This is a genomic window from Bombella saccharophila, from assembly GCF_026385475.1.
GTDB lineage: Bacteria > Pseudomonadota > Alphaproteobacteria > Acetobacterales > Acetobacteraceae > Bombella > Bombella saccharophila.
The window spans coordinates 200816-220611 of sequence record NZ_JANIDW010000002.1; the positions used below are offsets into that span (position 1 = coordinate 200816).

The following is a 19796-nucleotide window of genomic DNA, read 5'->3' on the forward strand; positions in this document are numbered from 1 at the left end:
GGTGAAAAATTTCATCATTAATTAATCTGTATTGATATAATGTTAACTCTTAGTTATCCTGGTTTCCAAGAATTTTCTGTTTTGGCGATTCGAACTTTCAAAGGGTCCACAGTTTAAGGTGGGATTCCTAGGCGCGGGGAGGGAATATGCGCAACAAACTCTTGTTTACAGCGGCTTTGTTCTGCGTGGAAATGACGCCTTTTGGGCGCGTTTATACGTCTGCCCGCGCCGCTGATGCTTATGATGCTGCGGTAACTGGCTTGGACGACTCCGGCATTACGGGTGTCTATAATGCTAATGGTGACCTTGCGGGGGGGGCGGATCACCCTACCGATGCAGTCGCGTCGCAAATTTTAGAGCGTGAGAAGGCGGGTCTTCCCACGGGGCCTAATGGGGTGCAGTCCAATTTTTTTGGTCGGGGCACGGCATATGCAACCGATCAAAACAACAATAAGCTTCCTATTGTTACCCAATCTGCTGGACTGATTGTTGGTCTCGGTTCTAATGACACTGCGACTGATAAGATGAACATTCTTCCGCTTAAGGCTAAGGCTGAGTATGACGGTTATACGTTGGTGCGCGGCAATGGTAGCCTGATCCTACAGGATGGGGGGTCTATTAACTCTCAGGGTGTGACGGAAGTCGGTAACCGGACTGTTGATGCGGCTCATATGATTGTGGATCGCGGTAGTTCCTTGACGCTGAATGGGGATGCATCAGGTCAGACACCTAATGCGGTGATTGGCACGCTGATTGTTGGCAATAATGATCCGACCCCAGATAATCTAGGGACGGTTGAGAGCGAAGGTAATAATAACCTTACTGTGCAGAACGGGGGGACAGTCTCTGCCCGGACAGTCTCTATCGCCAATAATGTGGGTAACAATGGCGGTGTTATTTACGTTACGGGTGATGGGTCACAGCTTGTTGCTGGTGATGGTGGGATCACCGTTAATGAAGGCAAAGGTATTGTCCTCGTAGATCGCAGCGGTGTTATTGAGAGTAAGGGTGTTATTTCCTTTGGGGACGTTCACGCTGTTAGCACAACAGGTACAGCGCAGAATAGTAATGGTAATACCTCAGATAATGCTTATGACACAGTCCAGGGTAATCTGATTGTCGGGCGGCGTGGTACGCTTATTGCGGGGGATAGCAATGTTGCGGCCAATAATACTGTCGTCGATGGTAGTAACGGCAATGGGTTGATTGTCCATCAAGCAAAGCTTTTTGATTATGGGCGTGTGGATGGGATTACGCGCAGCTACGGGCAGAATGCTGTAGTGTCGTCTAGCGCGTTGCATCCTAAAGAGGCACAATTTTCCATCATTGATGGGACATTGGCTAACCGCACAGATAGCGGCTCTGATGGTAAGCAGGCCGACCCATTGCATACGAATATGAATATCGGCATCGCTGGTACGGCAACCTTTAGGGCCACAAATGCGGCGGTGAATTCTTCCACGCCATTGGATCCTATTAGTAATAAGCAGGATGCAACAGGGATTACCGTTGCTGGTAATATCTCTAATTATAAAGATACGTCCGGCAATAGTTATACAGGTAACCTGAATAAAACGGGTTCTGGTACACTAACCTTGTTGGGGAATAACACCTACACAGGTGTGACGACCGTAGAAGATGGTACGTTGCAGTTGGGGGGGATTGTTGGTTCGGCTACGCCATCAACGCCTTATGATCAAAGATTGGCAGCACGGCTTTTGGAGGAGAATACCAATGGGTCTGCACAATCTTACAAAGGGAGTGATGCGTATAATAACGACCTCCAGACAGCTTATAATCAAGCCGGTAAGATTGATCCCTCAAGTGCTATAACATTAGGCAAAACAGGTACATTAAACCTCGCTTGGGCTACAAATACCTTAGCTGATACGCCTAATAACCCCAATCATTCGCCTAATAGTGCAGCGCGGGAAAATTATCGTGTCTTTTCAAACGATATTTCCGGTCAGGGGCAATTATTGCGTGATACTACCGATGGCGTCATCAATGAGTCGGCAGATACATTGGATCAAGCGAATAGCTTTACCCATTTGACAGGCCAGACAAACTTAACCCACGTAGATGGTAGCCCCGATACAGCACTATTGTTGCGTAAAGGCAACTTGGCTGTAGATTCTTATGCCGGGAAAACAGGGAGTGTTACCATCACTGGCGGTGGGAACATTGTTGTTGGTAGTGACCTTGGTGGGCAAAAAGATCATACCAATGATAAAGCTGCCATGTTGGAGGACAATAATAGGCTTGTTGTACAAAATGGTGGTAGCATCACCAGTGATGGCGACATGACTATTGGGGACAAGGCCTCTGGTGCTGGTGCTGTGATTGTCTCTGGCAAGGATGTAACGGGTGATTTGCCTGCTGATAAAATCACGACTGGTGCTACCTCTAGCATTACGCTGAAGAATACAGGGAAGACCGGTAATATCGTTGTTGGTAATGCTGGGACTGGCTTCTTGAATGTAGATGAGCGTGCTTCAGTAACGGCTGGTGGTAATTTGACCATCGGTAACGAAGCTGGGGGATATGGTAAGGTTGTAGTTGGGGATGGACGGTACGGTCTGCCAGATACTGGCGTAACGTCCCATCTGGACCTTACAGGGACTGGGACGTCCGGCAATATCATTGTTGGTCAACAGGGTTATGGTAATCTGAGCATCCAAAAAGGTGGTGAGGTTACCGCTTATGGTGTGTCTGTTGGTGGGACGCCGGGGAGTTCGCTCAATGTCGGGGCTTATCCGCCTGGCGTAGCAACAGATGCAAATGCCTTGGATGGTGGCCAGTTGACCATTGGTAAAGGCGGTTTAACCATTGGTAATGATAAACAGGATCAAACTCTTTATGCGGTTGGGGTGACCCATGGTGGTACCATCAACAGTGAAGGGCAGGTTCACATTACACGTGATGGCTTCTTGAAGGTCGGCGATGGTGATGCCTCCTTTGAATCAGGTAAGAAGGGGACGTTGATCGCAGGTGATTTGGATGGCAACCCTGGCATTCTGAGCACTTCTACGCAGGCGAACGCCTTTACCTTGTTTGGTAATGGTGTCATCCAGAATCGGCAGGGAGCTGACCTGCATATTGTTTCAGATATTTACCTCTCGGATGGGCATTATGGCTCTGACGTGCGTCGTGGGACGTTCGACACGAATGGCCAGAACACCTATGTTCAAGGTAACCTGCTTGACCGTGGGCAAGGTGGTATTGAGAAAACAGGCGATGGCACCCTGTATCTGACGGGTCATGACAGTAATTACACGGGTGAGACACTCGTTAAGCAGGGTACGCTGGCATTGGCATCTGATTATGGTGTGGAATCTGATGCGAATATTGCTACCTCTTCTGGCCTAACAGTTGCTGATGGGGCGCGCCTAACTGGGTACACGAAGCAAGATGCGAATGACTACGGTGCTGCACCTGTTACGACTGTAGAGGGTGGCGGTACGATTGAGGCAAACTGGAGCCGTCCTACAGGGACATTGAATGTTGGTGCATTGAACCATACTGGTACAGCACTGACGATGAATGGCACCGCTGGGCATCAGTCTGTCTTATCCGTTGGTGTTGGCTCGGCTGCGACAAATAACTACATCAATCTTGATAATGCTACGGAGTATAGCCGCGCGAATGGCGCTATCGATACAACGGGTAAGACTGTAAGTGGTCGTTATCGGCAGTTGAGCGGTGGGCAGATTCACGTCAATGGTGATGCTGTCCTTAATAGCGCGACGATTAATATCCAAGGCGGCGAGACAGGTCGGGTCTTCGCAGGGGATGGCTATCGTATCTTGACGGCGACAGGCTCGGTAAGCGCGAATCATGATAACGCGTTGACGGGTGATTTGACGAATGGCTCGCTGTTCGTTGCGCCTTACCTGGTTTTTGAAAATCAGGCCGTGGATGTACTCTATGACCGGAATGATCGCTCTTTCGAGAGTGTAGGTCAGACACATAATGAGCGTGAGACCGGCCACGGGCTGGATGGCTTACCGGGGAGCAGTGACATCGTAAAAGCGATGACGGGCGCGACATCGGGTAAGGAAGCACGCCGGGCGCTGAATAATCTTTCTGGTGAAATTCATGCGTCTGCACGCACGGCTCTGATCCAAGATAGCTATTTGATTGAGCAAGCTGTGCTGGATAGACTCTCTGATGCTGGCTGCCATGGTCACGATGGTGATTATGTGTCGTCTCAGGGGCGTTATGACTTCTATACGCGTCGTAAGGAGTCACGTTGCTATAGTGACCACGCTATCATGTGGGGCCAAGCTTACGGTAGCTTGGGTCATAATGGTGGTGCGGGCAATGCAGATAGACTCCACCATCAGACGGCTGGTTTTGTCATGGGGGCAGATGCTCCGGTGGGTGACCGCTGGCGCCTTGGTGGCATGATTGCTTATGGCCATTCCATGTTTAACACGAATGGGGCGAGTAACTCTTCTGGGAATAGTAACAATATAAGCTTAGGTGCTTATGCTGGGTCTCATTGGGGTGGGTTCAATCTACGTTTGGGCGCCTTCTATACATGGAACTTGATGAACATGCGGCGTCATGTTGATGTGTTCGGCTTTGGCGGACGGCAGACGAGCCATTACCGTAACGGTACGGGTCGTGCCTTTACGGAGCTGAGCTATACGATGCATGCTGGTCAGTTCCAGTTTGAGCCTTTCCTTGAAGGGGCTTATGTGAACCAGTATGCGGGCCACTTCAATGAGCGTGGAGCGGCGGCTCTTTATAGCCAGTCGAAGAACCGTAGCGTAGGCTTCACCAGCTTTGGGTTCCGTACGGCGCGTGACTTCCGGATTGGTGATCTGCGTTTGCATGCTCATGTGATGGCAGCTTATCGGCGTGCTTACGGGTCGCTGCATTCTAGCCGTCAGGAGCGTTTCTACGGCAGTGCGAATGATATGGATGTCACAGGTGTGCTGCTCTCCCGTGATGCTGCTGTAACGAAGGCCGGTGTTTCTGCTAAGGTGACGGACCGTATTGATCTTGACCTGTCCTATATCGGTCAGTACGGCAACCACTCTATTGATAGTGGGGCCACAGGGTCTATTAAGGTTGCCTTCTAATGAGAAAGCCCCCGGGGTTTATCCGGGGGCGCTTTTAGAAAGCTTTTATGTAAAAGGACGGATCACCATCTCGGTGATCCGTTTTTTTATGTCTTTATGGATTGGGTAAAGCGGCGTGGTAGATAAGTGTACCCGCTAAAGTCAGCATGATGAGAGCTGTTAACCCGTCTAATATGCGCCATGAAAGAGGGTTGCTGAAGATAGGTTTCAGTATGGCGGCACCATAGCCAAGTAGGGGAAACCAAACGAAACTTGCCATTATGGCTCCTAGCCCAAAATAAGGACGACTGGCCTCTGGTTGGGTTAAGCTGACAGAGCCCATAAGGAGTACTGTATCTAAGTATAAATGGGGGTTGAGCAGCGTAAAGCCGCAGGTCATCATCATAACCTTTTTAAGGCTTTGGGGCGGTTGGTCCTCTAGGGTAAGGTGGTTGTGGCTTATCATATGGCGTAGGGCTTGTAGCCCCTGCCAGAGCAGAAAAGCAGCGCCTCCGTAGGTCAGAGCTGTTGTAAGATACGGGACGGTTTGCACAACATGTCCAACCCCTAGGACAGAAAGGGTAATCATCACCGCATCCACCCCAGCACAGAGCAGGATGATAGGCAGGACATGCTCTCGTTTTAGGCCCTGCCGTAGGATGAAAACATTTTGGGCGCCGATGGCGATGATAGCCGAAGCTCCCAAACAAAAACCAGTGAAGACGGGTGTGAAGATTGTATGCATCATTAAAGGGAGTGGTTGGTGGTGGAGCCGTGCATAGTTATTTATGCAGGGCGTAAACATTTTTATTAAAGTCCAGATGAGTGTTTAAAGCGTTTTGCAAGCCCGAAGATTACTGTAAAAGCGCGGAAGGGAAGCATAACCCGCCATGAAGGGGCAAAATTTCCCGCTAAGAGGGCAATGATAGCATCGCGCATTCTAAGAGGTTTGTTTTTAGGGCGCATGAAGAAATAGCGTAACAGCGGGTCATTGATGCGATAGACGAGCCAGCTAATTAGTTGCATTTCTTGGCGTGTTTGACGCTCAGCCTTACGGGCGGCTTTGCGGCCCCATTGGGGGCTAAGTAACCATTGGGAGGCAACATGAGCCCCACGGAGGGCCCCTTTCATGGCTAGCATGACGCCGGAGGAAAAGACGGGGTCCAAAAAGCCGAACGCATCTCCAATGATGAAATAACGCTCCCCCCATGCTTTGTCGCCTTTATAGGAATAATTGCCCGTGGTGGAGAGGGGGGCGAGGGCTTCGGCTTTGGCCATACGGGCTTGTACGCTAGGGCTTGCTTGCACATGCTTCCAGAAGAGTGCGTCGAGAGAGCCACCATGATGTTTAAAGCTTTCATGGTCGCCTACAAAACCAACACTCATGACATTATCTGGCAGGGGGATCATCCAAAACCAACCGCCCTGGACAAGATGGACGGAGATATAGCCCTCCATCCCTTCGCCTTCAGCGCGTGGGACATTGCGGAAATGGCTGAAGATTGCCGCTTTATTATTGCGAAGGTCGCTATATTTCTGCCCATGTTGGCGGAGCATGAGCGTATCTCTCCCAGAGGCATCAAGGAGAAAACGAGGGGCAAAGAGGCGCATCTCGCCCGTTTCCGTTCTGGCTTCGATTAAAAGGGTTGCGGTGGGTGTGAAAGTTACTTTTGTAACGCGTGTTTTCTCTAGCGTTGTGGCCCCAGCTTTTGCGGCATGGCGGAAGAGTATTTCATCAAATTCAGCCCGTCGAACCTGGAAGGCATGGTCCGCTTGTGCATCAATGGCGTAACGAAAGGGGAAGGACATGCGCCCCTCTCCTGTGTCGGTAACAAATTCTGCACCAGGTTTGTACACGCCTATAGCGGCAACATCGTCCAAGACGCCCAGCTCTTTTAGAATGGGTATATTGCAGGCGAGCAAGGATTCCCCGATGTGAAAGCGGGGATGCTGCTCTTTTTCTATTATAACGACATCAAGTCCTTGTCGTGCCAAGGTGATTGCCGCTGTGCTGCCTGCTGGCCCACCGCCGATAATGAGCACATCACAAGGGAGGGGAGAGTTGTTGGTCATAACAGTTATCCAGTTGGTAACATGACAGTCCCCGTCCCGCTCAGCAGGAGCGTGGCAGAAGGGCTCAAGAGGGAGAAATCATAAATCATGCCATTATGGCTCTGATGTTTCTGCGTGACGGTAATGGTCAGCCTATCCCAATGGGGGATATCCAGCTTATCGCAATGGATGTGAACATCACGCACGCTTGTTAGCCAGCCTTGGCGGGCTTCATGGGCGGTTAGTGCTCCATGAAGGGCCGCTGCTTGCATGGCTATCTCTACCCCTGTGATGGGTGGGAGATGGTCTGCGATACGGTAAGGATTCGCGGGGTCATTATGGCATAATATCTGGGCTGTTAGCTGTGTTGCATCCCAGTGGGTGGCACGGTCTAACAAACAGCTTACCCCTTGGTGAGGAATAAGGGTGAGTATGTCATCACGAGTTAGCATGAGCGAGGGCGAGTCTAAGATGGTTCGCCCCGTAAGGCAAGGTGAGCGTGCAGTCCCGTTTATGGGCTATGGCATAGAGTAGCGGGAGAACATGCCCTGCTGGGTTATGACGTAGAATGTTCATCATCACGTCTGGGAGAGGCGGTGGCGGAGTGGCCTCACCTTTTCCCTCTTGGAAGGATAATGTGAGCGATAGGGCTCCGTTTGCACCAGGTGTGAGGATGAACGCACAACTAAATGCGTGGTCTGTGCGGCGTGCTGTGCCTAAAGAGCCGGGGACGGGCGCATCATAAATGCAGAATAGAACGGGGCGCTGCTCTATATGTGCTTCAATAGCGGCTTTGAGGAGTGCGGCGGGGAGGGTTTCATCATGAAGGCCGAGTGAAACAGCTGGCTGGTGGCTGTGATGGCCGATCATCCAATAACCTGCTGGTGCATTATGGACGGAATTATGAAAGAGCGAGGGAGATACCGCCCCTCCCGGTGTGGTGAGGGATTCTAAAATCCGGTTGATGATAAAGCCATCCCCATTAGAGCTTGCAAAAATAACGGGGAGGTCCTCCGGCTTATAGGGGGTTTGTTGGCAGGCTTCTTCAGCGCAGCGCAGAGCAAGACGGATAATCTGGCTTGCTCGGCGTTGTTCATTCATCGGGAGGCTCGTAGGAGCGGGAAGTTTTAGCGATTCAGCACATAAAGAGGCTTCACCACGAAGGATGTTTTGTACGGTTGGCCAACCATGCAGCCCCTCTCCCCAACAGCCAATGGCTTCGATTGTGACGATCATGCAAACCTCCCTAGAATGAGGCTGCTATTAGTCCCGCCAAAGCCAAAGGCATTATTCATTACATAATCAGAGCGGCTATGACGGGCGGTAAGGAGAATATCGCTGCGAAAGGTAGGGTCAGTTGTGTGGCTATTCATGCAAGGGGGGAGGTGATGAGTATTGAGTACGATAGCGCAGATCATCGTCTCTAAAATACCAGAAGCTCCTAGCGTATGGCCTGACCATCCTTTGGTAGAAGAGCATGGCACGCGAGACCCAAAGAGTGTGTAAATCGCACTATCCTCCATTTTATCATTTGCGCGGGTGCCGGTACCATGCATGTTGATATAGCCAATCGCCTTGGCGGGGAGGTGTGCGTGTTCTAATGCGCGTTGCATAGCGCGTATGGCCCCTGCCCCAGTGGGATCGGGAGAGGACATATGGTAGCCATCACTACTCGCCCCATAGCCGACAAGCCGCGCTCTATAACTTGATGTTTCGAGGGGAAGAGGGCGGGCGTTAGCACGCTCTAATAAAGCAAAACCGGCGGCCTCCCCAATGGAAATGCCATCACGCTCGGCATCACATGGGCGAGCAGGGTGAGGGGAGATGAGCTCTAGTGAAGTAAAACCTTGGAGGGTCATCCGGCATAGGCTATCGGCCCCGCCAACAATAGCGGCATCACATACGCCGCTCGTAATAAGATGAGCGGCATCTATAAAAGCCCGTGTGGAGGAGGCGCAAGCGTTGGAAATGGTCAGCAAAGGCCCACTAACACCGAGTCGTGCAGCGACATAACGGGGGAGGGAAGAGAGGTCTTGCGTGTTGGTGTAATGAAAGCTCTTCGGTAGCGTCGGGTCACCGGGCGTACGGGCTGCGTATGCCTCTTCTGCACTGAGAATACCGGATGTGCTTGTACCCATAATGACCGCAATGCGATGAGGGCCATAATGCGCAGATGCGGTTTTTACAGTTTCTATGAAGCCATCTGTCATTAAGGCCATATCGGCCAGTCGGTTATTCCGGCAGTCAAATTGTGCGAGATGAGGGGAGATGATATGCTCCTCCACCCCGGCGACTCGGCCTATATAACCATGCCCTGTTGGTTGAAACTGGTCAGGTTGGAGGGTGTGTTGCTTATTTTGTAAACAACGCTGCGTTGCCTCTATGCCGCGCCCCATAGCACTAATAGCGGTCCCTGCGGTGATGATAAGCTCTGTCATAGCTTCGCTCTCATTGATGCTTTGGGAGGCATGGCCCCCATAAGGAGGAAGCTAAAGATCAACGCCAATAAGGCCCCGCAGGAGATGGTGAGGCCAATTTCTCGCAAGAGGGGCGTTTGGCAGCTGGCGAGGATAGCAAAGGAAGAAACAGTCATCAGGTTACAGGTCAAGAGTGTGCGTAGGGTACGGGTGCGTTCGGCATCATCTAATTGAGGTCGTCCAAAAAAGAGAGCGTAATCTATGTTTACACCTAGCACAAAGGCGAGGGCGACAATATGGATGATTGAAAAAACAGGGTTATGAAGGCGCAATAAGGCTAATGTACTTAGGCCGGTGAGCGTTAAGGTGAGGGCCACACGGCCAACGCGCCCTGGGCTTTTAAGGCAGAAAAAGAGGGTTATGAGGGCAAAACCTATCCCGATGATGAGCCATAAGGCCGCTTGTTGAACATAAGGGTGAAGCAGGTCGCCTACGGCTGTCCTCATATTCACCAGCAATATTGTAGGGTCGTGCTGAGCATCACGACGCAACCATTCGGCTGCTTCTGGCGTGCGGGGGATAAGCAGGCCGTACCAACTGCCATGACGGGGAAAGAGTAGGAGTGCAAGGCGATAAGCGAGCGTGGTGTTAGTGAGGTCTTCTATTCCTAGGGATGGTTGTTGTTGTGCGGAGGCAACGTCCCGGGGGATAGTGGCGAAGGCATCAGCTGAGAAGGGAGAGCCTTGTAACGCTGTATGTAGATTAGCTGTGATAAGTTTTTCTGGCGGGAGGCTCTCCACCCTGTGTTGCTGGCGGGCTTTGCTGGGGAGTAGTAACGCAGCAGCTTCTATATCATGTGAGGGGGGGAGACGCTCTAGAATGGCTTCTTCCCGCTGAAGGACAGTTTCACTATCAGCGGCGTGGATAACACCTAACAGGCCTGCTTGGGGGGCTCCAAGTTGTTGACGGAGTTGGCGGTCCGTTTCGAGCATGGAAGGGGGTATGGGGTTGAGGATTTGGCCTTGGCGTTCGATTTGAAAAGGATGAAGCCAGAGGAGGGCCAAAGCTAAGGGGGCAGCAAGAAGGCAGAGCATACGATAATGCCGTAATTTTTCCCAGCGTAAGAGCGAGCGGGAAATGCCTTGATGATAGGCTGCTAAGTCGGCCTGGGTGATGAGATGGGGCAGCACCCAGATGGTCAAGCATGCGGCGGTGAGGATGCCGATGGCTGAGAACAAACCGAGTTGCATAAGCCCCGGCAAGCCGCAGAAGATCATACTTAATAGGCCGATGATGGCTGTCAGAGCGGCTAATTTCAGGCTTGTACCGATACGGCCTAAGACAATGGGGATGGCCTCGCCTTTATCACGATGGCCGAGGAGGAGAACGGGATAATCTAACGAAACCCCCAGCATAGTCATGCCAAACCCTAGGGCAATGCCATGTACCCAGCCAAAGAGGAGGTGTAGCCCGAGCATAGCGAGCGAGAGAGACAGCAAAAACGGCACACCAATGGCGGCTAGGACCCAAAGGGAGCGAAACCGCCAATATAGGATTATAATAACGAGTGAGAGAGAGAGTAGGGCCAGGCGGTCCATATCATGCCGCAGGGATTGTGCGGCAAAAAAAGAGAAAGCTGGTGTGCCTGTAAGGGTGAGCGTGTAGCCTTTATGCCCGTCTACACTTTGGGCAAAGGCTTGCATAATGGTGTGATGAAGTTGCGTGAGCTGGGCGGTATCAAGGCTGGGATGGCGGAGATGGAGCAGCATCAATGTGGCGTGATGGTCCGTTGTGAGCCATAAACCATCTTTGCTCTGAGGTGGGTTTACTTCATTGAGACTTGCCAAGTAATCCCCATAAGCCCCTGTAGGGTCATGTAGGCCGACATCTTCCACCACGGGGGCTGCCATAGATTGTAGGAGGTCGTAAAGCTGGTTTAGGTCGGCTCTGAGAGCCGTTGGGGTGAAGAGGCGGGTATGGTCATGAGGGGCAAGACCATAACGATGAGCAAAAAGAAGGGGCTGGTCCTTTTGCCATGAGAGGGCGGTCGGGCCATCAAGAATAAGGTTGAACTGCCCTCCCGCGACTAAAGCGTCATGAAAGCGATGACCTATGTTGAGGAGAGTGGCTTCATCATCGCCTTTGATAGAGGCGAGCATAAGGGATTGCGTCGTCCCGTTATTAAGCTCGTCAAGCAGGAACTGAGATGTATCGTCATGGGGCCGGGGGAGGAAGGCCCGCATATCCATGCGTAAAGGGATGCAGGAGAATGTACCTATGGCTACGGCGATGGCGCAAAAAACTGCGAGTAGGAGGGGGAGGCGGCGTCTCATTGCGGGGTGATGATGGTCTCGGTGCTATCGCCATTTGCTTGGATGAGGCGTGTACGTTCTAGCACGTTATTGCGCCCCTCTAGTTGGACGCGTTGGATAATCTGCGCAACCTCTGATGTGCGGGGGGTGAGGAGGAGCGTCCAATGTCCCATATCGCCTTGTGCGCTGAGATTATAGTAGGTTTGTAACAAAGTTACGTCACCTTGGAGGGGGCCGCGGATTGTTGCTGCCATAATTTGCATAGTTGGGTTTATGTGCAGGGGGATGCTCCGCATAGGGTTTTGCCCATGTTGGAGCTGCACCATATCGCCTTCCAAAATAAAGTGATCTTGCACAGGGGTGAGGGTGTATTTCTCTATATGGTCAGGGGGTACGAAGCGGAGCAGCCCTTCGCTATGGAGGGGTTGCTTTAACGCATGGAGCTGGCGTGTTTCACGAAAGTGATTATCCCGTTGGGAGACCAGCCCAATATGGTGAATGATCTCTACGGCTAGGGCCTCATTAGATGTGGAGGAGGCTATGGGGGCGTGGTCTTGCCTGTAGAGGGGCTGGGCTAGAGCAGGGCTGAAGGTAAGGCAGCAGAGAAGAAGAGAGAGATATTTCATAAGGTCAGAGACCTTCTTCCCAGAAGTCGAAAAAATTGAACCAAGCATAAGGGTTTTGCTCACATAAATCTTCCATCCAGCGGGCATAGGCGAGGATGTGCGGATGTAAAGTGGACTGTGTTTCCCCTTGTGAGAGAGTATCAGTAAGGCGGCGGCATGCAATATGGTAAGAGCCATTTTTCTGCCGAATGGCCGAGACAAGCACAACCGGGGCGCCTGTACGGGCAGCAAGTTGATGCGGCCCTGCGGGAAGGCGGGCGGTTTGCCCAAGAAATGTCACAGGGACAGAGCGGCTATCATCATGAGCGCGGTCGGCTAATATGCCCACTACCTCCCCTTGTTTAAGGGCGTTGAAGGTTGTGAGCATACTATCTGCATGGCCAAGCTCAATGAGGTCGGCTTGAAAGGTCGGGGCAAGGGTTTCAATCAAACGTGAGGTTTCCCCTAGGAACCGTCGATACATCAACATGCGAAAGCGGACAGGGGCATCTATGCCGAAATAACGGAGGACATCAAAAGAGCCAATATGTGCCCCCATGATGATGCAGCCTTTTTGTTGTTTTAGGGCGTCTAAGAGGTAGTCGCGCCCATGGATATGGATTTTATGGGGTGGGAAACGTCCACTGAGAAGATAAATGCGGTCTAAAATATTGGTGCTGTAAGCATAAATATGTGCAAGGACCATACCATAATGGGGCTGTTGACCTCGCCCAACATTATGGAGATGAGTAAGATAGCGCCATGAGGCACGGCGCACCGAAGGATAAAAGGTGGCGTAATAAAGGGTTGCAGGCCAGCGGAATAACGCTGTGATGTGGTACCCCAAATGCAGTGCAACCCAAATGAGCAGCCGGCCGATTACTAGATTACCCTTTTCTGGGCGGAGCCATGTGTTGGCGCTCATAAGGATGGGCCTTTAGCCGTACCACGGAGGATGGTGCTTGTGGTGGTATGGCCGTCATGATGATGCAAACTAAAGCGGATCCGGCCATCGCCTAAAGCACTGGAGAGAAGATGGAGTGGTTCCTCCGGGCGGACAATAGAGAGAAATTTTACATTTTCGATAAAATGGGGTTTGAGCTTTAAGCGTGTAAAGACTTCCTCCAGCAGGACAATGCCTGGCACAGTAGGATTCTGGGGAAAATGGCCAGGGAGGGCAGGGTGTGTAGCTGGGATGGAAAAAGGTGGATAGGAGCGTTTTTCAGCATAATCGCGGATGAGGCTCTCCCAAGCGTGCCGTGTAAGTTTGCCAATGGCATTGCGTGGTAAATGCGGCAGGCGGACAAGCCGGCGTGGCATAAAGGCGGGGTCAATATAATGGCGCAGGGCCCGCATAAGAGCAGTAGTATCGTCTATTGAGCTGACAATAAAGGCTTGCAAGCGCGTGGGTTCTGGCTTGTCGTTTTGGAGCTCTGCTTCACTAAAGAGGGGGGCGAAGCAGCCATCTAAGACCCCGTCTAGTTGGAGGAGTGCTTTGTTAAGGGCTCCATAAGAGGTGCGTTTTCCCGCGATTTTGAGGAGGTCCCCTTTGCGGCTCATGAGCGTGAAATGGCGTGGCCCTTTTTGGGTGATAATGTCATTAAGGGGGTGAGGTGTTGCATAGGGAGCGGTGCAGATATAGGCCTCTGCATCTGTTGAGGTTGGGTCTGCAGTTAGGGTTACCCCGTCGTAAAGTTGCCATGGGTCGGGGTTTATTGTGCGGCGGCTAGCAATGGAGCCTGTCTCGGTAGAGCCATAAATCTCCATCACTGGGGCGTGGAAAAGGGTTTCTGCCTCAAGAGCGAGGTCATGGGGCAGGGGAGCAGAGGCGGAGATAATGCGCCTTACTTCTGGCAGGGCGATACGTGCTGTGGTGAGGGAGCGTAGATGCACTGGCGTTGTGATGAGTGTATGTTCTGTGGGTATGTGAGCGGCTAGTTTTTCGACATCGCGGGGGAAGAAGGAAGGGCCGCTTGCTGTGGCTGTGTGGGTATGGAGGCTTTGGAGGATGAGTGTCTCAAACCCGTACATATGGTAGGGCGGTACCGTACCTAGCATAGTCGTAGTGGTGGGATGATGTGGGGCGAGGAGGGGTAGGGCTGCGTGACTGCGAGCGACAAGCTCCCCCCAATATTTAACATGCATTTTAGCTTGGCCCGTACTGCCTGAGGTAAAGACGTAGGCCGCTTTATAGTCCACAGCAAGGTGGGGATTATCTGATTGTGTTGCCTTGAGTGTGGCCAGAGGTGGGAGGGACAGATTCACCAGCTCTTCTGGCAACGCTGTAGGGCTGCTGCAAAGGGCGTTATGTTCCTTTTGTAAGGTCAGTAATTGCGAAGCTGCGTGATTGCTGGAGAGTATGCAATATTGTCCCTTTAGCAGGCTTGTTAAAAAGACGATGGTAAAGTGTAGAGGGTCGGTATGGAGGTTGATAATGGGGCGTTCTGGCCAATGATCAGCCAAGGCCCATGCGAAGGAGAGAAGTTGCTCACCGCTAATAGGCCCGGCCATCGTGTAAAAAATAGGGCGTGCTGGTGCGGTGATGAGGGATAGATCAAAAGAGGCATGCATGGATGAGGCAAATCGCGTTACGATGGACGATGAGCCTCAATATAATGTGCAAGGGAGCGTAATGAGTGGAATATCTCACGATTGTTATCATCATGTGATTCCAGCTTGATGCCGTACTGTGTGTTGACCATCAGAGCAATTTCAAGCACATCGATGGAATCGAGCCCCAACCCTTCCCCAAAAAGGGGCGTCTCTGGGTCGATGTCGTGGGGGTCCATATCAAGCTGCACGGCGTCCACAAGATGTGTTGCAACCTCGTGCTCAAAGGGGGTTTGTTCATGCAAAGGGGCAGTGGCTGTCACTGAAAGAGGCATCCATTTATATGAAGGGCAAAAGCTGTGACCTCTTAACACCGGGTGTAGCAGGCAGCAAGAGCCGTAGGGCTTGGCTTTGGCGGATTGTCATATTTGCTAGTGGTGTAGGAGTGGTGAATCTGACAATCGGAGGGCCTCAGTGGCAGGCAGTATGTGTCGGGTTGGGTATGATGATGCAGCTTGTGATGTTGCTGCCATACCGGGTGTGTTGGGGTTATGGATTATTATTGTTTATAGGGGTAGCCGGTGGGTTATGGCCGGGCTTTGTGCGGCTGGGGGACCAGCTCTTACTTTATGCGCTGGCTTTGCTGGGGCCGTTTATGATGTTTGTACGCTCCTTACGGCGGGGGCAGACGGCGTTTATCACACAATTAGCTGAGGCAGTACACGGGCCTTTGCGCCAGGATATACGGCGTTACACGATCATCCTAACATGGGTGTGGAGCGGCTTTTTTATGATCGCCTTGGGGGCCCCGGTTATTTTGTGGCTCTATGCGCCACAGCAAGGATGGTGGCATATCCCCATACGCGGCGGTACGTTGGGCGTGGCATTGCTTTTATTTTGTGGTGAGATGCCTCTGCGGCGGGTGATTATCCGTCACTATCAACATGCCACATTAAAGCAAAATATTATGGCAAGCCGTGTTGTTTTTATGAGAAAGAACTCTCTATTCTGATAGGTCTTAAATAGTTCACTCATATGTGATGAAATAGGCCATGTCTGATAGTACATTTTCTTCACAACGCTCATCGTCTTTTGTGCCTGGGGACATGCGGGAGGGCATTATGGCGCGTGGTTTATTTGATGACGTGGCAATATATTATGATCGGATAAATAGCTTATTTTCTCTAGGGACGGGTCGTTGGTATCGTCGTCGTATGCTCAGGCGTGCGGGGTTGCAGCCGGGGCAAACTGTTTTGGATGTGGCTATTGGCACAGGCCTCATCGCGCGGGAGGAGGTAGCTATTATAGGGGCGGAGCATGTTATAGGGGTGGATGTAAGTTGGGGTATGCTCCAGCAATGCCAACGCGCTTTGCCTATTTCGCTTGTGCAGGGGGATGTGATGTCCCTTCCTTTTGGCGATGAGAGTATTGACTTCCTTAGTCTAGGTTATGCGTTGCGTTTGATGGAAGATTTGACTCAAACCTTCGCTGCTTGCCGCCGTGTGTTAAAACCGGGCGGGCGGATTTTGGTCCTGGAGATTGGGCGGGCGGAGAGCCGTCTATTGCATAAATTATTGCATATTTATCTAGGACGGGTTGTTCCATTTTTATCGGGGCAAGCGGCGTATCGGGCGAGTCGCGGCCTGATGAATTATTATTGGGATACGCTAGAGAGCTGTGTATTTCGCCACGATGTGATCGCAGCGATGGAGCGTGCGGGGTTTCATAATATACGGTGCGAGGTCTCTTGTGGTGTGTTTCACGCATATATGGGGTGTGTGTAAGAGGGATAGTAGATGCATTTATTGTCGGATGTGCTAAGGAGGCGGCATGTCTAATTCTCCTAAATCTCCTCATCCTGTTTTATCGCGCTTTTATACACATCGTGAAGAACGCGAAGAATTCGTTAGTGGTTTGTTTGATGAAACAGCCAGCCATTATGACCGTATCAACGCTTTGTTTTCGTTAGGGACGGGTGGTCGTTATCGCCGGCAAATGTTGCACAAGGCGGGGTTAAGGGCAGGCCAAAATGTTTTAGATGTCGCGGTGGGGACGGGCCTTGTTGCGCGCGAGGCAATGGCCATTGTGGGCGCAGAAAAGGTGACCGGGCTGGATATGAGCTTTGGGATGCTCCAGCAATGCCGTCATTCTTTACCTATTTCTCTTGTGCAAGGGAATGCGATGTCATTGCCTTTTGCTGATGGGAGTATCGATTTCCTCAGCATGGGCTATGCGTTGCGGCATGTAGCGGATTTACAGCAAACGTTTGCCTCTTACCATCGTGTGTTGAAGCCTGGCGGTCGTGTTTTGATTTTGGAGATCAGCCGGGCAGAGCATAAAATCGTTCAAAAGCTTTTGCAGTTTTATTTAGGGCGTGTTGTGCCGTTTCTCTCTGGTGTGGCGGCCTCGCGGGCTAGTCGTCGTTTGATGGATTATTATTGGGATACGATAGATCATTGTGTGTCTTATCAGGAGATTATGGCCGCGATGGAAGCTGCGGGGTTTCAGGATGTGCGCTGTGATGTCGCGTTGGGGATTTTCCGTGCTTATATGGGGCGCGTCTAAGCTGTGACATCGTCTTTTAAGCGGCGGGTATTGGTGCCCCATTATGCGAGGGGTACGCCTGTTGAGACAGCGCATAACCCTCTGGCTTGCGTGCGTTATGGGGGCGATGAAGCTGGGGTAGAGGTCGCACAGGGATGTGTTTTTATGACCCTTCCCGGCCCTTCGCCTGTTCTTTATGAAACATGGCATCCTATGCAGATAGGAGAACAACAGGCTGAGGGCGCAGCGTCTATTATACCGCGTATGGTCGGTAAGGAATCTGGCATAGGTTGGAGCTGCGAAGGTGATGTGTTGTTTGCAGCTTTTTGGGTGCAAGACCAGCCAGAATTATGCGATGCAGTACAAACACATTATGAGCGTTTGATCACATTAAGCCGGCAGAAGGGCTTCCCCCATATTTATCGGATGTGGAATTATTTAGGGGCGATCAATCAGGATAATGAGTATGGGGAGGAGCGCTATCGCGATTTCTGCCGCGGGCGAGCGCAGGCATTCGATGCGCTGGGGGTAGAGCTTACGGCCCTACCTGCTGCGACAGGGATTGGGTTGCCCGCGGGAGGAGTGGCTGTTTATCTTATTGCTCATCGTGTCATGCAGGGCGTGAATGTAGAAAACCCATCTCAGTTGCCTGCTTATCATTATCCACCACGTTATGGGCGGCGGTCCCCGTCTTTTGCACGGGCTACAGTGATGGAGGGTGAGAGCCAGACAGTCCTTTACCTTTCTGGCACGGCTAGTATTCGTGGGCATGAATCGGTTGGTCATACGCTTGATGAGCAACTTGCCATTACAATTGAGACAATCCATAGCCTGCGTGCGGCAGCAGAGAAACGCTTTCCGTGTCTTCAGGCTGGTCGGTTTGAGAGCATGAAGCTCTATGTGCGTCATCCTAAGGATGTGTCTGTTGTGCAAGCGGCAATAGAGCGTGCTTTTCCGTGTCCTGCTGGTCAAGCCCCGCTCTTGGTGGCAGATATTTGCCGAGCGGAGCTGTTGGTAGAGGTAGAGGGTATTCTCTTAGCGCGTCATTAGCAGGTCCTCACCGAGATAATGACCTTTACGATAGCCGGGGCAGGCAAACAGACCGCTGCCAATATGGGTTGTGTATTGGTTCATCATATCGAACTTTGCCATACGCTCAAAAATGCGGGTGAAGGCTTTGCGTGGGTCTTGCTGATAGGCAAGGAACATCAAGCCAGTATCAAACTCATTGCCCTGTCGCCACGGGGGCCAACGCTCTGCGATGTAGCTTAGGCCATTATCGTAGGAGTAAGCGCGCCTTAAAAACTCGGCTCCGCCATTCTCTTCTGGGGCGGCAAGGCGTGCATGGGAAGCCTCCGCCGTGATGGGATTACCGTATTTATCGGTTTGCTTGAGGGTGAGGGGCTCAAACTCATGATGCCCCCCAATAGGGGCCCCGCTGCGTTTTTGCCGCCCCATTGTTTCCTCTTGGAAGCTGGTTTTCGTGCGGTCCCAATGCTCTAGGGCAATGCGGATAATCCGGGCAACGAGATAGGTCCCACCCGTCATCCATGCTTTATCATCATCTGCGGCCCAGAGGACGCGCTTAGCAACAGCAGGGTCGGCAATATTGGGCTGCATGGTCCCATCTTTAAAGCCCATAAGATTGCGGCCCGTTTGGTGCGGCCCAAAATCAGGGAGGAAGCCCGTTTGTGCCCAACGTGGTGTGGCGATGCCATCAGCAAGGCGGGTGAGGATGCGGATGGCATGAAAAGCCGTTTGCGGATTATCGGCACAGCTTTGGATGCACAAATCGCCCCCCGTATGGGCGGGGACAAGCTGGTCCCCTGTAAAGCGGGGGAGGTCGGCTAAGGGGGCGGGCCGTTGGGCAGCGAGGCCGAACCTATCTTTCCCCTCTTTGGTAAAAAGGGTGGGGCCAAAGCCAAAGGTCAGCGTTAAGGCCTGATGAGGCAGGCCGTATGTTTCATCAGAATCAACAAGGTCGGGGATGGGCTTCTCTGCCATAAGAGCCGCTGCGGCGTCCGTCCATCGTTGCATAAGCTGGGCAACATCATGGCGGTTCTCGGTCGTGATATCCAGCGTGAGGAAATAGAGAAAAGGCAGTTGTGGCAGGGTAATACCTGGTTGATGGAGGAACTCTGCGGGGGATGTCGCCCAAGCATGGCGCGGGGCGAGGCAGCCCAGCCCAGCCATACTAAGAGCAGTGCCTAGAGCTTTACGGCGTGTGAGGAGATGAGCCATGGCTTT

Annotated in this window: 16 protein-coding genes; 5 read left to right on the plus strand and 11 right to left on the minus strand. The window is 51.9% G+C overall.

The features are described 5' to 3' along the window. The first annotated feature begins 146 nt into the window (after window positions 1-146). Window positions 147-5090: an autotransporter domain-containing protein gene (locus tag NQF64_RS05195; protein ID WP_266106709.1), complete on the plus strand. Its 4944-nt coding sequence runs from the start codon at window positions 147-149 to the stop codon at window positions 5088-5090. A 94-nt stretch (window positions 5091-5184) separates the two neighbouring features. Here NQF64_RS05195 and NQF64_RS05200 read toward each other — a convergent pair whose 3' ends face one another. The 10 genes from NQF64_RS05200 to NQF64_RS05245 all read right to left on the minus strand — a co-directional run bounded on the left by NQF64_RS05200 (window position 5185) and on the right by NQF64_RS05245 (window position 15328). Further along, entirely contained in the window at window positions 5185-5817 is a 633-nt protein-coding gene (locus tag NQF64_RS05200) for a LysE/ArgO family amino acid transporter (protein WP_266106710.1), read from the minus strand. A gap of 62 nt (window positions 5818-5879) precedes the next feature. Further along, window positions 5880-7142, minus strand: a complete 1263-nt coding sequence (locus tag NQF64_RS05205) for an NAD(P)/FAD-dependent oxidoreductase (RefSeq protein WP_266106711.1) — start codon at window positions 7140-7142, stop codon at window positions 5880-5882. A 5-nt stretch (window positions 7143-7147) separates the two neighbouring features. Then, window positions 7148-7573, minus strand: coding sequence for a phosphotransferase (locus NQF64_RS05210; RefSeq protein ID WP_266106712.1), 426 nt, complete (start codon window positions 7571-7573; stop codon window positions 7148-7150). Then, the gene (locus NQF64_RS05215) at window positions 7560-8357 is read right to left on the minus strand and encodes a beta-ketoacyl synthase chain length factor (protein ID WP_266106713.1); all 798 of its coding nucleotides are present in this window, start codon (window positions 8355-8357) and stop codon (window positions 7560-7562) included. Before NQF64_RS05215 ends, NQF64_RS05210 begins: the two co-directional genes overlap by 14 nt. After that, window positions 8354-9559, minus strand: coding sequence for a beta-ketoacyl-[acyl-carrier-protein] synthase family protein (locus NQF64_RS05220; RefSeq protein WP_266106714.1), 1206 nt, complete (start codon window positions 9557-9559; stop codon window positions 8354-8356). Before NQF64_RS05220 ends, NQF64_RS05215 begins: the two co-directional genes overlap by 4 nt. Then, entirely contained in the window at window positions 9556-11871 is a 2316-nt protein-coding gene (locus NQF64_RS05225) for an MMPL family transporter (protein ID WP_266106715.1), read from the minus strand. Before NQF64_RS05225 ends, NQF64_RS05220 begins: the two co-directional genes overlap by 4 nt. Continuing rightward, window positions 11868-12476, minus strand: coding sequence for a LolA-related protein (locus NQF64_RS05230; RefSeq protein WP_266106716.1), 609 nt, complete (start codon window positions 12474-12476; stop codon window positions 11868-11870). The genes NQF64_RS05225 and NQF64_RS05230 overlap by 4 nt, the downstream gene beginning before the upstream one ends. 4 nt (window positions 12477-12480) lie before the next feature. Then, a complete protein-coding gene (locus tag NQF64_RS05235; protein WP_099026508.1) occupies window positions 12481-13380 on the minus strand; it encodes an LpxL/LpxP family acyltransferase in 900 nt (299 codons plus the stop codon). Then, the gene (locus tag NQF64_RS05240) at window positions 13377-15026 is read right to left on the minus strand and encodes an AMP-binding protein (protein WP_266106717.1); all 1650 of its coding nucleotides are present in this window, start codon (window positions 15024-15026) and stop codon (window positions 13377-13379) included. Before NQF64_RS05240 ends, NQF64_RS05235 begins: the two co-directional genes overlap by 4 nt. Window positions 15027-15043: 17 nt before the next feature. Beyond that, on the minus strand, window positions 15044-15328 hold the full coding sequence (locus tag NQF64_RS05245) for a phosphopantetheine-binding protein (RefSeq protein WP_257875103.1): 285 nt from the start codon (window positions 15326-15328) through the stop codon (window positions 15044-15046). Between the two features lie 20 nt (window positions 15329-15348). Between NQF64_RS05245 and NQF64_RS05250 the strand changes: the two genes are divergently transcribed. From NQF64_RS05250 to NQF64_RS05265, 4 genes are read left to right on the plus strand one after another with little or no spacing between them, the layout of a single operon-like run. Then, window positions 15349-16017, plus strand: coding sequence for a COG4648 family protein (locus tag NQF64_RS05250; RefSeq protein WP_266106718.1), 669 nt, complete (start codon window positions 15349-15351; stop codon window positions 16015-16017). A 40-nt stretch (window positions 16018-16057) separates the two neighbouring features. After that, window positions 16058-16789 carry a class I SAM-dependent methyltransferase gene (locus NQF64_RS05255; RefSeq protein WP_099026504.1) on the plus strand — a complete coding sequence of 244 codons (732 nt, stop codon included), beginning with the start codon at window positions 16058-16060 and terminating at the stop codon, window positions 16787-16789. A gap of 46 nt (window positions 16790-16835) precedes the next feature. Further along, window positions 16836-17570 (plus strand): class I SAM-dependent methyltransferase, encoded by a 735-nt coding sequence (locus tag NQF64_RS05260; protein ID WP_266106719.1) that lies wholly within the window; start codon window positions 16836-16838, stop codon window positions 17568-17570. Between the two features lie 3 nt (window positions 17571-17573). Continuing rightward, a complete protein-coding gene (locus NQF64_RS05265; protein ID WP_266106720.1) occupies window positions 17574-18599 on the plus strand; it encodes a chorismate transformation enzyme, FkbO/Hyg5 family in 1026 nt (341 codons plus the stop codon). On the opposite strand, the gene NQF64_RS05270 is transcribed toward NQF64_RS05265, so the two are convergent. Beyond that, window positions 18585-19790, minus strand: coding sequence for a Dyp-type peroxidase (locus NQF64_RS05270; protein ID WP_266106721.1), 1206 nt, complete (start codon window positions 19788-19790; stop codon window positions 18585-18587). The two genes, NQF64_RS05265 and NQF64_RS05270, sit on opposite strands and share 15 nt — an antisense overlap. Window positions 19791-19796 lie beyond the last annotated feature (6 nt).